The sequence below is a fragment of the Carboxylicivirga mesophila genome (genome assembly GCF_018271975.1).
Taxonomy (GTDB): domain Bacteria; phylum Bacteroidota; class Bacteroidia; order Bacteroidales; family Marinilabiliaceae; genus Carboxylicivirga; species Carboxylicivirga mesophila.
In genome coordinates, this window is record NZ_JAGUCN010000002.1 from 182,649 (window position 1) to 199,076 (window position 16,428).

A 16,428-nucleotide genomic window follows, 5' to 3' on the forward strand; every position below is an offset into this window, starting at 1 on the left:
TGCACTATTTGGTAAAACGCCAGAAAGTGAGTGGTGTCGTGTGGGTGTAAATTTGAATTTAAGAATATTTAAATATCAGTAAATCAAGGGTAAATGTAATTTTGTGTGAGTTTAATGTGAGTTGTTGAAGTGTGTAATGAGAGTTTTAAGTGCGTCTTTATATTAGGAAAAATTAACAGATGAGGTATATGTTTGCTTCATCGAATAATTAAAATCCATTTATTATGAAACACGTATTGGGGATTATTCTCTTTTTACTGACGCTCACAAGTCAGGCACAAGACATAACCGTTTCGGGAAAGGTAACGGGTACTGACGGAGCACCTGTTCCTGGGGTAAGTGTCGTACTTAAAGGTACAACCACTGGAACAATTACTACCATTGATGGGGATTATACATTACAAGCCAACATGGGCGATGTGATTGTATTTTCATTTATCGGGATGACATCACAGGAAGTCACAGTTGCTTCTTCTACAATTAATATAATAATGGAAGAAGAGCTAACTGATTTGGATGAAGTAGTGGTGATTGGTTACGGAGTTCAAAAGAAAAGTGTTGTAACCGCCGCCATTAGTAGTGTATCTGCTGAAGATTTAGAAGCAAGTACACCAACAAGGGTAGAAGATGTATTAAAAGGACGCGTATCTGGTGTTCAGATCACGCAAAGCTCAGGTCAGCCTGGAGCTGAATCAAAAGTGCGTATTCGCGGTATTGGTACAATTAACAACAGTGACCCATTGTACATTGTTGACGGAATGGCTGTTGGTGGTGGCATCAACTACCTGAACCCTGCAGATATTGAATCTGTTGAGGTGCTTAAGGATGCGGCTTCTGCTGCTATCTATGGTGCACGTGCTGCCAATGGTGTTGTATTAGTAACCACCAAAAAAGGCAAGAAGGGTAAAGCTACCATTAATTATGATTTCTCTTACGGATGGCAGAATCCATGGAAGAAGCGCTCTGTGCTGAACGCCGAAGAGTACATGGTAATCATGAATGAGATTGCTTTAAACGATGGTAATGACGCTCCTTACTCTCCTGAACAAGTAGCAGGTGCAGGTGTTGGAACTGATTGGCAGGATGAAACATTTAACTACGATGCACCGGTTCAAAACCACCAGATGAGTTTACACGGAGGAAGTGATAATGTGTCATACTTTTTATCTTTCGGATATTTCAACCAGGAAGGTATTGTAGGTGGTAATTACGACCGTTCAAACTTTGAACGTTATAGTGTTCGTACCAACAATACTTATGAGGCATTTGATTACGATCGTAAGTTTCTTTCAAATTTGAAGGTTGGAGTTACAGCTGGTTACTCAAGAGTTGTATCATCAGGTATTGAAACCAACTCAGAGTATGGTTCTATCCTGGGAAGTGCTTTGGCATTTAACCCAGCAATTCCTGTTTATGCTCAGGACCCTGATGCTGTTTTAGCAGAATATCCAACAGCAGTTAAGGATAAAGATGGTCGTGTATTCTCATTACCTCCATCTGGATTCCAGGAAATTGCTAACCCTGTGGCGATGTTAAACGCTCCTGAAAATAGTCAGGATAATTCAGATAAGATTGTTGCTAACTTCTGGGGCGAACTGGAGTTATATGAAGGACTGAAATTCAAAAGTAGTTATGGTGTTGATTTAGCATTCTGGGGTGGTGATGGATACCGTTTTCCACATTTCTTAGCCTCTCAGGGCAAAGACTTTGACCGTAGCACCGTATGGTCAAATATGCACCGTGGTTTCACGTGGCAGGTTGAAAATACATTGAGCTATAATAAAACGTTTGCTGAGAAACATAATTTAGGTGTTTTGGTTGGGCAATCTGCACAAGAGTATACCTCACGTCATCTATATGGTGATGATTATGACCTTTTGGAAGAAGATCCTGCTAAAGCTGTTATTGATTATGCTACTGCAGATAGAGATGACGAAAGAACTGCTGGTGGTACTGACGGAGTAAGTGCCAAAACATTAGCTTCATACTTTGGTCGATTAGATTATAACTACGATGAGCGTTACATGATTCAGTTAACTGTTCGTCGTGATGGTTCCTCAAACTTCGGGCCTGAGAACAAATGGGCAACATTCCCTTCTGTTTCTGGTGGATGGAACGTTACCAACGAAGGATTTATGGATGGACGTCCTACATGGTTCACTTATTTGAAGTTAAGAGCCAGTTGGGGTGTGAACGGTAACGAAAATATCGGTGCTTTCTCCTATACCAGTTTGATGGATGGTAATCAGAACTACTACTTTGGTAGTGGCGATAACCAGTACATGCAGTATGGTAGCAGCCCATCACGTATTGCCAACCCATATGTTATATGGGAAGAGTCAGAGCAGTTGGACATTGGTTTTGATGCCCGCTTCTTTAATAGTTCATTATCATTAGGATTTGACTACTATGTAAAGAAAACTAATGGTATGTTAATGGATCAACCAATACCTAGCTACAACGGTAAAGGTGCTCCAATTGCCAATGCTGGTGACATGGAAAACAGTGGTTTGGAATTTGAAGTTTCATACAAGAATAACATTGGTGACCTCACATATAGCATTGGTGCCAACGCATCATATCTAAAGAATGAGTTGATTAATTTGGGTAATGAGTCTGGTGAGATTGTTTACGAAAGTGCCGGTGCATCAGGTGTTGGTGACTTCGTGAAAGGACAGAATGGCGAGGTATTCCCATACTTCTACGGATATAAAACAAATGGCATCCTGCAAAATGAGGCTGAAGCCACTGCATACAATGATATGTATGGTAAATCTTCTGTACCAGGTGATGTAAGATTTGTTGATGTTGACGGTGATGGTGATATTGATACAGATGACCGTACTAAGATTGGTAAAGGAATGCCAGATTGGACATTTGGTCTTAACCTGGGGGCTGAGTACAAAGGATTTGATTTAACAGCATTCTTCCAGGGTAGTCTTGGTAACGATATCTTCGACTTCTCAACACGTGGTGATATCCCAATGATGAATCGTCCTTCTTGGATTTTAGATCGTTGGACCGGTGAAGGAACATCTAATTCAATTCCTCGTGTGACCTCTAAAAATCATAACGATAACTGGGTGTCATCAGACTTGTATGTTAAAGATGGTTCGTATGTACGACTAAAAACTTTACAAATTGGTTATACCATTCCACAATCAGTGCTTAATAATTATATCAGTCGATGCAGAATATATGTAATGGGTGAGAACTTATTTACGCTGACCGATTATGATGGATTTGATCCTGAAATTGCTTCTGGAGATTATACTACTATTGGTATTGACCGTGGTATCTATCCTCAATCGAGAACTATCTCAATTGGTGCTAACATTACTTTCTAATTTGATTAAAGATTTTTATTATGACTAAATATATTAAATCATTATTCTTAGCTGCACTAATTGGTTTTACCGCGTGTAGCGAAGACTTTCTGACTGTTCAGCCAACCTCTTCGCAAGAGGCAGGCGGACCAGCGACCGAAGGGGCTATTTTGGCTAACCTTGGTGCCACCTATCAGATATTACTATTTGATAGTTATGCAGATTTTCAGTTCAACAGTGTGCCTTTGATGTCAGACCTGCGATCGGATGATATCTATAAAGGTGGTGGTGATGCCGGTGACCAGGCTGCTTTATATCGTCTTTCTCAGTTAGCACTTGAGTCGAACGATGTGCCAACCGGCTTATGGAACATCTATTACAGTGGATTAAGCCGTGCAAACAATGCTATTATTGCCTGTGAAAATGCAGTTGATGTTGATGAAGACAGACTAGCGCAGTATAACGCTGAAGCTCATTACTTACGTGCTTACTATGTACATTGGTTATGGAAATTCTGGGGTAACATCCCATATTTTGAAGAAGATCTTGAAGAGCCATATATGGCACGTCAGTATACCGCTGATGAAGTTTATGCTGAGTTAATGGCAGACCTGGCTGTTGCTACAGCTGAAGGTGTTTTACCTATGAATACAACATCAACTAATGATGGACGCGCAACACGTGCCGCGGCTATGATGCTTAAAGCTCGTGTGGTAATGTATCAGAAAGATGCTTCTAAATATGCAGAGGTAATGGCCGATATGCAGACCATCGTTAGCGAAGGTGGTTACAGTTTACCAGATTATGCAAGTATTTGGGCCCGTGATGGCGAATTCGGTGCCGGCTCTATTTTTGAAGCAAATCATTTACCAGAAGGTAAAGACTGGGGTGCTGCTTGGACTGGTTTCGGTACTAACCTGCCACGTTTTGTCTCTCCAAACGAATTGAAAGGTGACGACCTGCTTTCAGGAGCTGATTTCTATGAAGGCGGTTGGGGATTTGGTCCGGTCCGTACTGAGTTGGTGAGTATTTTTGAAGATGGTGATAAGCGTCTGGCTGGTTCCATCAATCAGTTCGCAAAAGGCACCTACACCGAACGTTTTCAGAATACAGGTTACTTTATGGCTAAATATGCTGCACGTGCAGATTATGCAGATGCACCTTATACACCAGACTTGAACTTTGAAAACAATGTTCGCATCTTCCGCTATGCAGAAGCATTACTGAATATTGCTGAACTGGAAGTGGTACATGGTGTTGCAGCAGGAGCTAAAACAGCTCAGAGTGCTTTAGATGATATCCGCGAAAGAGCCGGTTTAGAGTCGATTGCAGCTAATGTTGATAACATTAAGTTAGAGCGTCGTCGTGAGTTTGTTGGTGAAGGCATGCGTTTCTGGGACCTTGTACGCTGGGGGGAAGCTGATGTTTTAACTGAGAATATTCCTGATTTTTCATCAAATCGTACATGGGCCGATTATAAGAAGTATCTGCCAATTCCTCAGTCGGAAATTGATAAGACTGAAGGTGAATTCAAGTTGGTTCAAAACGAAGGGTATAACTAATTAGCAAAACTGGATAATTATGAAAAATATTATAAAATCAGGTATCGCATTTTTGATGGCAGCTATTTTGCTATTGGGTTGTGAGCCTAAAGAATTTGACAAGTCTGATCTGGGGAGTAATGGAGCTCCTACTGATGAGCAAATGAGTTTTACAATTACGCCAGGTGAGGATGAATTCCATTTTGTATTGGAAAACAATACACCCGTAAATGGAGTAAACACCATTAAATGGAGTACTGGTAATGGATCAACTTTACAAGGTAATAAAGTGGTTGCCTACTATCCATTACCTGGTACTTATGAGGTGACATTAACTATTACTGCTAATAATGGTGAAGCAAACTCAAAAGCAGATGAAATTGAGCAAACAGAAACGGATTATGAATTTTTGGCTAGTCCGATTTTGACTGCCTTAACGGGGGGTGCAGAAGCGGTAGACGGTAAGACTTGGGTAGTTGATAGTTTGGCCAGCGGTCACTTTGGTATTGGCCCTGCTGCGGGAAGTGGTTTAGAATGGTGGGCAGCTGGCCCTCTTCAGAAAACACAATCTGGAGCCTATGACGACGAGTTTACTTTTAAGCTGGTTGATTTTATTTTCGAATTCAAAAATAATGGTGATTCATATGTGAAGGACTATCGTAAAAGTGATCCTAACTATTCTAACCCTGTTGAGGTTGATGGAGTTGATTGTCGTGTATCGTATACGCCTGAAGCTTCTGCAACATGGTCTATGTTAGAAAAGGATGGAATAAACTATTTAGTGCTATCGTCCGCTAAGCCATCATTCTTTGGATTTGATTATGGTGGTACATACGAATACCGCATTGATGAGATTACTGAGACAAATATCAGCATGAGTACCATTGGTGGTGATGGTAACCGTTGGTATAATAAGTTAATTCTTAAAGGCTATGAGAAACCGGTAGTAACATTCGAATCGCAGATTGCTGCAACCGGAAACGAAAACGAATGGTCAGTTAACCTAGCCAATGTTGTGATTCCTGACGGAATTTCAGTTAATGGATTCACAGTTGATTTTGGTGATGGAACTGATGTTTATTCAACCGAAGATTACAATGCTACACTTTCACATGTATATATGCGTAAGGGTACATACCCTGTAACTGTAACTGTACTTGCATCTAATGAGAATGTAGTTGATAATCAGTCAATCACTGTTGAAAACTATCACTCAGAGTATGAAATCTTCTTATTAGACTACATGGTAATGTACGTGGATAATAGTGAGGTGGAAATGGCTCCTGTATTGGGTGAAGATTGCGCTGTTACAGTTGTTGATAGTCCAGAGCGAATTTATCCTAACAAAGGAAGTAAGGTATTTCATTACTCAAAGACTGACCAAGCTTGGGCTAATGCCTACATGAAATTACCTGCAGGTTACCGTTTCGACCTGAGAAGTAATAGCGTGTTTAAACTTATGGTTTACGGTAATGCTGGTGACGAAGTACTTCTTAAACTAGAGAATACTGATAAAGGAGGGGATGCATGGCAAACAGGAACAGAAGTTCGTTATACCATTCAGGCCGATAATACTTGGGAAGTTGTTGAGTTCGATTTCACTGGAGCTGGAGTAATGCCTGGTTCAGAAGGTTGGAAATGGTGGCCAGATCCAGTATCATACGATGTTGCTGCGGATGACTATTATAATCATGATTTTTACAATATTGTTCGCATTATGCTTAATGCTAATGAGGATGGTGGTAATGTAGGAACGCATGAATTCTATTTCGACGATTTGGCCGGACCACACGTTGAAGGATTAAAGTCTGCAAAAAAATAATGTAGCTAAAATATAGGTGCACCATATGGTGCACCTATTATTCCCTATCACAACAAACCATAATTAAAACAGATGAATAAGCTGCTACTCATTCTAAAGGTATTGGCCATCTCTATTATATTGCCTGCATGTTTATCTTGCAGTAAAGAAGATAATAAAGAAACCTATAATGCTGATTTTAGCTACGATGTTCAAGACAATCAGGTTGTTTTTACTAACGCTTCAACTGGCGATTATCTCTATGTAGAGTGGAATTTTGGCAATGATGAGTCCACTGGAAAGAGTGCCGATAAAAGCAAAGTACACACTATCTATTTTCCTTTGAAAGGAGAATATGAGGTGACGCTTAAGCTTTGGGGCAATCTGAATACCGAATCGGATACCAAAACAGTTACAAAGACTATAACTATAGATGCTGACGATCCGGATTATGTGAATCCGGAAGGATTGATTTGGTCTGATGAGTTTAACAGTGCGACCATTAATACCGCTAATTGGAAGTTTGAAGTAGGAACCGGTGATAATGGATGGGGCAACAATGAGCTGCAGTATTACACCAATGGTGACAATGCGAAAGTGGTGGATGGCAAGCTGATTCTGACTGCCAAAAAGGTAAATGAGGATAAGGTTCAAGGTTCTTACACCTCAACGCGAATGATTAGTTGGGGCAAAAAAGAGTTTACCTATGGTCGTATTGAGGTACGTGCTAAACTACCTTCAGGCACTGGCGTTTGGCCAGCTATCTGGATGCTTGGTGCCAATTTGGGTCAGGTAGGATGGCCTGCCTGTGGTGAGATTGACATCATGGAGTACGTCGGTTATCAACCTGATGTGGTGCATGCAACTGTCCATACCCCGGCAGGATATGCAGGCGATGGTAACGGCAGCAGTAAGTCATTGCCAACATGCGAAGAGGAGTTTCATATTTACGGTTTGTTATGGACCGAAACATCCATGACTTTTTATGTTGACTCGCCCGACAATGTGGTACATGTTTATGCCCCTGCTGAGAAAAATGATTCCAACTGGCCTTTTAATAAACCTCATTTCTTTATTCTGAATGTAGCTGTTGGTGGCAATTGGGGTGGAGCCCAGGGAATTGACAATGCCATTTTCCCGCAGAGCATGGAAGTTGATTATGTGCGGGTTTACGAACTGAATTAGATTAACTTTTTTCAATTCAATTAGTATGAGAGTAATCCTTGTGTCCATTTTTATATTAATAGTGAGCTCTTGCTTCAGGCATGAGGGCTATGAGTTGGTGTGGCACGACGAATTTAATTATATAGGATTACCTGACTCAACTAAGTGGAGCTACGACATTGAAGGCAACAGTTGGCAGTGGGGGAATAACGAGTTACAGCACTATACGAGTCATAACGAAACAAATGCCTGGGTGCAGGATGATAAGCTGTACATCACAGCAACAAAATCGAGCAATCCAGCTCAGCCATATACATCAGCCCGCATCATTACTAAAGGCAAAGGCGAATGGCAATATGGAAGAATTGAGGTGTGTGCCAAAGTAGCAGGAGGGCAAGGTGCCTGGCCGGCTATCTGGATGCTGCCTGTTAATAATGAATATGGCGACTGGCCTGCCAGTGGCGAAATTGACATAATGGAGTATGTTGGCTATCAGCCCGACTCAATTTATTGTACTGTTCATACAGGTGCCTACAATCACACAAAAAATACACAAAAATCAGCAGCCTGGCATTTGGCGGATGCTCAACATGAATTTCATGAATACGCCATCGAATGGACAGAGAAAAGCTGCAAGTTTTTTATCGATGGGCACAAGTGTTTTGTGTTCCATAAAGAAGCAAAGGCCAGCAGTGAGCAATGGCCTTTTGACCAACCTTTCTACTTGATTTTAAACGTAGCCGTAGGCGGACATTGGGGCGGAAAATATGGCATCGATGAGTCTATTTTTCCAAGCACAATGGAGATCGACTATGTGAGAGTTTACCAAAAAAGCAAGCCTCATAACTAGGCTTTAAACCAAAAAGTACTCGCGCAATGAAAGTATTACAACACATTATATTAACGTTAATTGCAGTGTTCATTCTGGGAGCCTGTCAACAAAATAACAACCAGGCTAATTCATCATCCATTGACAGCCGGGTGGATGCCTTGTTAGATGAGATGACCCTTGAAGAGAAGATAGGGCAGATGTGCCAGATTAACGGTGCCGGTGGAACAGTACCGGAAGATCTGAAGACAGCATTGAAAGAGGGGCGTATTGGCTCTATTTTAAATGAGGTAGATGTTGCTGCCATCAATGAAATACAGCGTATATCGGTTGAGGAGAGTCGATTGGGCGTTCCGGTGATTATCGCTCGTGATGTTATTCATGGTTTTAAAACAGTGTTTCCAATTCCTTTGGGACAAGCTGCCAGCTGGAATCCAGAGATAATTCAGGAAGGATGTCGCATAGCGGCGGCTGAAGCTGCTTCGTCTGGTGTTAGATGGACCTTTGCTCCCATGATTGATATTAGTCGTGATGCCCGCTGGGGACGCATCGCCGAAAGTCTGGGTGAAGACCCACATCTGACGTCTGTATTAGGCGCTGCCATGATAAAAGGTTTTCAGGGTGACGATTTAACCAACCCCAATAGTGTCATCGCTTGTGCGAAGCATTTTGCTGGTTATGGCGCTGCCGAAGGCGGTCGCGATTATAACTCAACATTAATTCCACCGCGCGAATTACATGATATTTATTTACCTCCTTTTAAAGCGGCTGTTGACGCAGGTGTCAGAACGTTTATGTCAGGCTTTAATGATATTGATGGCGTGCCAGCTACCGGTAATGCCTACCTGATGCGCGATGTGTTACGCGGTAAGTGGCAGTTCGATGGTTTTGTGGTGAGCGATTGGGCATCAGCCTGGGAGATGATTAATCACGGTTTTGCGGCAGATGAGAAGGAAGCAGCCCAACGCGCCATAAATGCCGGTGTCAACATGGAAATGGCTTCAACGACTTATGTCGATCACATCGCAGAATTGCTGCAGGAAGGACAGGTGAGTGAAGCCACCATTAATCAAGCCGTGCGCGAAATATTAAGAGTGAAATTTGAGATGGGTTTGTTTGAGAACCCTTATATAACTGAGGATAACCAGTACCAGTTTGCCAAACCTGAATACCTGGAGGCAGCCAAAGAGGCGGCCACACAAAGTATGGTGTTACTGAAAAATTCAGAGAATACATTACCAATAACCAAGGATAAGAAAATTGCTCTGGTTGGCCCAATGGCTCATCAGGCCTACGAACAGTTAGGTACCTGGATTTTTGATGGTGACAGTACCTTGTCGGTAACTCCTCTGATGGCTTTACAGCAAGAGATGGGTGACGAACAGGTGCTATTTGCCGATGGCATGGCTATTAGTCGTACCCAACACACAAAAGGATTTAAGAAGGCCATTGAGCAAGCAAAGAAAGCGGATGTGATTGTATTCTGTGGCGGTGAGGAATCGATTCTTTCGGGTGAAGCCCATTCACGTGCCGATATCGATTTGCCGGGTGTTCAAAATGAGCTAATCAAAGCCTTGAAGCAAACCGGTAAGCCTTTGGTGTTAGTGGTAATGGCAGGTCGTCCGTTGACGATTGGTGAAATTAGCGAATACGCCGATGCCGTTATCTATGCCTGGCACCCGGGAACAATGGGAGGCGCGGCATTAGCCGATATACTGCTTGGTAAGGCTAATCCATCGGGCAAGCTGCCAGTCACTTTCCCAAAAGTAGTTGGCCAAATACCAATGCATTACAATCATAAAAATACCGGCCGTCCTGCCAATCCACATTCATGGACACAGATGTATGATATTCCTGTAAAGGCGCCTCAAACATCGCTAGGCAATGAATCGCATTACATCGATGCCGGATTCACGCCACTTTATCCATTTGGTTATGGCTTGTCCTACACATCATTTGAATATGCTAATCTGCAATTGGATAAGGAAGTGTATGGCAAAGATGAGACTATCAAGGTGTCATTTGAGCTGGCTAATATCGGCGAAATGGCTGGTGATGAGATAGCACAGGTATATGTGCGCGACTTAGTAGGAAGTGTATCAAGGCCGGTGAAAGAATTGAAAGCATTTAAGCGTGTAAGTATCGAGTCTGGCGATAAAACAACCATTACACTTGAGATTGCAGTTCAGGATTTAGCATTTCATAACATTGACATGGCTGAAGTGGTTGAACCAGGTGATTTTCAGCTATGGGTTGGAGGTGATGCAAATGCTGAGTTATCAGCCAGCTTTAGCGTACAATAGATAATGAGTGTGCGAATAAGTGTGTAGTTTTTGAGACAATTATAGTAAGGCAGCAAGGGGAGCAATCTCAGTCGGAAACAAAATTTTGCTGACTTTATTAACTGGATGAATGAAAACTGGTGGTATAGCCTTATACCACCAGTTTTAATCAACTTATTAATGATTGAATTAGCCAAAGGACATATAAGGATGCTGTTTGAGGAGCCTGGGGAAAACTACCTTGGAACGCGCTTTGACTGGACCGGTAAGTTAGTTCAAATGTGGTGGAAGGAAGTGCCTTTGTGTACCACCGAAATGATAAATAGTACAGCCAACCAACAGGGAAAAGGGTTTTTTAACGAATTTGGTATTGATGAGGCGATAGGCTATTCTGAATGTGGTATTGACGAATTATTCCCGAAAATTGGGGTGGGACACCTTAAAAAAGAAAGTGATGCACCATACAGTTTTGCGGGCAATTATCCTGTTATGCCTTTCCAAATGTCCTTTGAATATAATCATGATTCGGTCACTTTTCAGTGTATTAACAGGCAGGTACCTTTCCCTTTTACCCTGAACAAAACATTTACCATCAAAAACGATGGTTTTATTATTGACTACCAGCTTAAAAATACGGGCAAGAAAGCTTATGAAACAACTGAATATGTGCATAATTTCCTGTCTCCCGGTCAAAAACTTTTGTCTGACGATATTCACTTAAGTGTTGGAACTGGGGTGGATATGAATCAGTTTAATGCCGGATTAAATCCCGGTGGTATCTTCGCATCGAATGGTTACCTGCAATTTACTCAAACCCCTCAATCCGATTTTTTCTTCGAGCACATAGCCGAGCCATCAGATGGTGGGCAGAACTGGTGTATATGCGATAAGCAACTGAACCTGTCAATATCTGAATCAACCGATTTTAAACCCTGCAAAATCAATCTGTGGGGACGAGCACATGTGGTTAGTCCCGAGCTATTTAAAAACATTAACCTTCAGCCAGGTGCAACAGAGCGTTGGCAAAGGGTTTTCGAGATAAAAGAAATATAAAGCGCTATAGACTAATTATTTTATAATGAAAACGAGAGAGATCTATTTAGGGGATACGAATTTAAACGCCAACTTAAAGAAAGTAGAAGGACAATTCGTAGTCTGTGAAAATGAGAAGTATTATAAGATTAGCAACTATGATCAGATGGATGATTTTTTCATGTCCATCGTTAGCGATTCTGATCATTGGATGTTCTTATCAAGTAATGGTTCATTGTCTGCAGGAAGAAAAGATCGTAACAATGCTTTATTTCCATATTATACGGATGATAAGATTCATGATTATAAGGGAATAACAGGCAGTGTCACTGCTGTTCTGGTGGAGAAAGATAGCAAAACGTATTTATGGGAGCCTTTCGAAGCTGTCGCCAATGGCATATACAAAACAGTCCGAAATATTTACAAAAGTATTTATGGCAACAAAATCATTTTCGAGGAGATTAACCTTAACCTTGGATTAAGCTTTAAATATCAGTGGTGCAATAGTGAACAATTTGGTTTTGTTCGTACTTCTGCCATTCAAAATGAAGGATCTGACACTTTGAAAGTGGAAGTGCTGGATGGGATCCGCAATATCCTGCCATATGGCCTGGATTATGCTTTTCAGAATGAATACAGCAACTTGCTGGATGCCTATAAAAAGAATGAATTGATTGAAGAAACCGGGCTCGGATTGTTTTCTCTAAGTTCTATTCCGGTTGACAGAGCTGAGCCGAGTGAGTCACTCAAGACTACAACGGTTTGGTCACACGGATTAGATGATTACAAGGTGTTGCTTTCGGGACGTCAGATCGCCCGATTTAAGCAAGGAAATGCTGTTAGTACAGAAACAGATATACGAGCTGCCCGAGGCTCTTATCTGCTCATAGCTGAGCTGTCATTAATGGCCGGAGAAGCAAAGAAATGGAGCATCGTTGCCGATATTAATAAAGATGCCGGTGATGTGGCTAACCTCAATTACCTGATTAAATCAGAGAATAACATTGCAGCACAAATCCAGAAAGACATTGAGCAGGGCACTAAAAACCTAATTGAAATAGTGGCAGGTGCCGACGGTCTGCAGTTGGGTAGTGATGAATTAAGTTGTGCACGCCATTTCTCAAATACCATGTTTAATGTGATGCGTGGAGGTATATTCAATGATGGCTATAATGTAAGCATTACTGATTTTAAACTCTATATTGAACAGAACAACAAATCGGTGGCTGCTAATGCAGGTGAATGGATGGCGAACTTGCCTGAAACGCTTACATACAAAGCCTTGATTGATGCAGCTGAACAAACAGGTAATGCTGATTTAGTACGCTTGGCATACGAGTATTTGCCATTAACATTCAGTCGTCGCCATGGGGATCCGAGTCGTCCCTGGAATCAGTTTTCCATCGATTCAAAGGATGAAGATGGCAGTCCTAAATTAAACTACCAGGGTAACTGGCGTGATATCTTCCAGAACTGGGAAGCACTGGGCTTATCTTACCCTGAGTTTATTGAAGGCATGATTGCTAAGTTTGTGAATGCTTCAACTCCTGATGGTTACAATCCTTATCGCATAACGCGCGAGGGCATTGACTGGGAATGTCCTGATCCGCACGATCCATGGGCATACATCGGCTACTGGGGCGATCACCAGATTATCTACCTTCAGAAATTATTGGAACTATCTGAGAAATACCACCCGGGAAAACTGGATGAGCTATTGAGCAAAGACATTTTTGTTTACGCCAATGTACCTTATCGCATCAAGTCATATGCCGATATCGTGGCAAATCCTCAGGATACAATATTGTTTGACGCCGAATTAAACGATAAAATAAAAGCCAGGGGCAAAAAATTAGGAGCTGATGCCCGCATGCTGGAGAATAAAGCTGGTGGTCTTTACCAGGTTAACCTGACTGAAAAAATACTGGTGACCTTGCTGGCTAAGTTAAGCAACTTTATTCCTGAAGCGGGTATCTGGTTAAACACACAGCGTCCGGAGTGGAACGATGCCAATAATGCTTTGGTTGGTAATGGTGTGTCTATGGTCACTCTGTATTACATGCGTCGCTTCCTTCAGTTCTGGTCTGATAAATTAGCGGCATCAACCCATAAAGAGCTGACCGTTTCAATAGAGGTAAAAGAATTGCTGGATGCTATTCATACCTTGTTTGTTGAGAATGTAAGCCTGACAGAAAAAGGATTCAGCAACGCCGAAAGAAAGCAGTTTGCAGATGTGTTAGGAAAAGCCGGAGAAACCTATCGAAACAGTATTTATTCGCAGTCGTTCAGTGAAAACAAGGCAACGATTAATACTAGTGACCTGAAACAGTTTATGGATGTCGCCCTGGCTTATATGGACCAATCCATCAGGGCCAATAAACGTGCCGATGGCTTGTATCATGCTTATAACCTGATCGCTTTTGATGAAAGTGGTGTGTCGGTGCGTTACCTATACGAAATGCTTGAAGGCCAGGTAGCCGTGTTAAGTGCCGGCTATTTAAATGCTGAAGAAAGCCTGAGTGTAATGGATGCCCTAAAGGCAAGTGCTTTATTCCGCGAAGACCAGTATAGTTATATACTGTATCCGGACCGACAGCTGCCTCTTTTTGTTGAGAAAAATAACATACCGGTGGCCAGGGTTGAAAATTCAGTCTTATTACAACAGCTCGTGGCCGATAAGAATATCAGCGTTTTGTCAAAAGATAACACTGGAGGCTATCATTTCAATGGTACCATTCGCAATGCCGATGAGTTAAATAAAGCGCTCAACAGCCTTGATGTTGCAAAGTATGGCGAATTGATTGAAGCATGCAAGGATGATGTTCTGGCAACTTTTGAAGAGATGTTTGACCACCAGTCATTCACCGGACGCTCCGGTACATTCTATGGTTACGAAGGATTAGGCAGTATCTACTGGCACATGGTATCAAAACTATTGCTGGCTGTTCAGGAAAATTATTTTGCCGCAGTTGAAGCCAATGCTGACGAAGCCTTATTAGGAAGCATGAAGGACCATTATTATGAGATTAAAGCAGGTATAGGACTGAATAAGTCACCCGAATTATATGGTGCTTTCCCTACCGATGCCTATTCGCATACACCAGGAGGCGCCGGGGTTAAGCAGCCCGGTATGACAGGACAGGTTAAAGAGGATGTCATTACCCGAATGGGAGAATTAGGTGTGCATGTTGAAAACGGCCAAATCAGGTTTAATACAGCATTGTTTAATCCGGATGAGTTGCTATCTGCACCAGAAGTGTTTAACTATTTCGATACAAGACACAGCCAGCAGCAGATAAGTCTCGAAACTGGTCAGCTTGGTTTTACCATTTGTAAAATACCGGTGGTTTATTCAAAAGGCCAGGCTAATGAAGTGCTGATTACTTTGGTTGATGGTGAGCATGTGCAGTTTAATGGTCATACCATCAATGCTGAAATGTCTGCAATGATTTTTAACCGCAGTGCCCAGGTTAAATTGATACAGGTAAAGTTTAAATAAAATGATTTCGCCTGGCTACTTGTGGGTAGTCAGGCGATGCTATTAATTAGTCAGATCAAATCTATGTCAGTAAGGAACGAATATGTCATGTCATTAGCAGGAGTTAATATTTCTGCAATGTCCTATGATGAGTTAATTAATCTTTTTCAGAATGTGTTAAAAGGTGGCATGCATGGCTTATGCATCAGTCCTTATGAAGAAGGACAGAAGCCAGGTGACCAATTGAATGAAGAGCAGGTCAGAAGACGCTTAAGCATCATTCGTCCTTACATTAAGTGGATCAGAACATTTTCATGCACCGAAGGTAATGAGCTGATTGCAGTTATTGCCAAAGAGGTGGGTATTAAAACGCTGGTTGGTGCCTGGTTGGGCAAAGACAAGGCAATTAACCAAAAGGAAATAGAAGGTTTGATTGAGTTGGCACACAGTGGTTATGCCGATGTGATTGCTGTTGGTAACGAAGTGCTGTATCGCAAAGACTTAACCGAAGAGGAGTTGTTGTTTCACATTAACCAGGTTAAAGGCAGTGTGAAGGGTATTCCGGTTGGGTATGTTGATGCGTATTATGAGTTTGAGAATTGTCCGGCTATTACGGAAGCATGCGATGTGATTCTGGCTAATTGTTACCCGTTCTGGGAAGGATGTAGTCTGGAGTATTCCTTGCTATATATGAAAGATATGTATAGGCGGGCTGTGAAGGCAGGCAACGGTAAAAAAGTGATCATCACAGAAACCGGCTGGCCAAGCAAAGGAATGCCTTTTCATGGTGCACAACCATCAAAACAAAATGCGCTTAAGTACTTCATTGATGCGCAAAAGTGGGCGCGCGAAGACGATATCGACATGTTTTATTTCTCCTCATTTGATGAAAGCTGGAAAACGGGTACCGAAGGCGATGTAGGAGCCTACTGGGGATTGTGGGATAAGCATGAGCAACTAAAATATAAGTGAGGC

Annotated in this window: 9 protein-coding genes; all 9 read left to right on the plus strand. The window is 41.9% G+C overall.

The genetic code is table 11. From position 1 onward, the window contains the following. Nucleotides 1-224: 224 nt before the first annotated feature. The 9 genes from KEM09_RS02750 to KEM09_RS02790 all read left to right on the plus strand — a co-directional run bounded on the left by KEM09_RS02750 (nt 225) and on the right by KEM09_RS02790 (nt 16,425). Complete coding sequence (locus KEM09_RS02750; protein ID WP_212225166.1) at nt 225-3,347, plus strand: SusC/RagA family TonB-linked outer membrane protein; 3,123 nt, start codon at nt 225-227, stop codon at nt 3,345-3,347. A 20-nt stretch (nt 3,348-3,367) separates the two neighbouring features. Continuing rightward, nucleotides 3,368-4,888: a RagB/SusD family nutrient uptake outer membrane protein gene (locus KEM09_RS02755; protein WP_212225168.1), complete on the plus strand. Its 1,521-nt coding sequence runs from the start codon at nt 3,368-3,370 to the stop codon at nt 4,886-4,888. A gap of 19 nt (nt 4,889-4,907) precedes the next feature. Further along, entirely contained in the window at nt 4,908-6,689 is a 1,782-nt protein-coding gene (locus KEM09_RS02760; RefSeq protein WP_212225170.1) for a PKD domain-containing protein, read from the plus strand. A 72-nt stretch (nt 6,690-6,761) separates the two neighbouring features. Beyond that, nucleotides 6,762-7,853, plus strand: coding sequence for a glycoside hydrolase family 16 protein (locus KEM09_RS02765; protein WP_212225172.1), 1,092 nt, complete (start codon nt 6,762-6,764; stop codon nt 7,851-7,853). Nucleotides 7,854-7,878: 25 nt separating this feature from the next. Then, nucleotides 7,879-8,682: a glycoside hydrolase family 16 protein gene (locus tag KEM09_RS02770; protein WP_212225174.1), complete on the plus strand. Its 804-nt coding sequence runs from the start codon at nt 7,879-7,881 to the stop codon at nt 8,680-8,682. Nucleotides 8,683-8,708: 26 nt separating this feature from the next. Further along, nucleotides 8,709-10,964, plus strand: a complete 2,256-nt coding sequence (gene bglX, locus KEM09_RS02775; protein WP_212225177.1) for a beta-glucosidase BglX — start codon at nt 8,709-8,711, stop codon at nt 10,962-10,964. 159 nt (nt 10,965-11,123) lie between these two features. Further along, nucleotides 11,124-11,996 carry a hypothetical protein gene (locus tag KEM09_RS02780; protein WP_212225179.1) on the plus strand — a complete coding sequence of 291 codons (873 nt, stop codon included), beginning with the start codon at nt 11,124-11,126 and terminating at the stop codon, nt 11,994-11,996. 25 nt (nt 11,997-12,021) lie between these two features. Beyond that, nucleotides 12,022-15,474: a hypothetical protein gene (locus KEM09_RS02785; RefSeq protein WP_244824782.1), complete on the plus strand. Its 3,453-nt coding sequence runs from the start codon at nt 12,022-12,024 to the stop codon at nt 15,472-15,474. A gap of 63 nt (nt 15,475-15,537) precedes the next feature. Further along, nucleotides 15,538-16,425 (plus strand): glycoside hydrolase family 17 protein, encoded by an 888-nt coding sequence (locus tag KEM09_RS02790; protein WP_212225181.1) that lies wholly within the window; start codon nt 15,538-15,540, stop codon nt 16,423-16,425. The last annotated feature ends 3 nt before the right edge of the window (nt 16,426-16,428 follow it).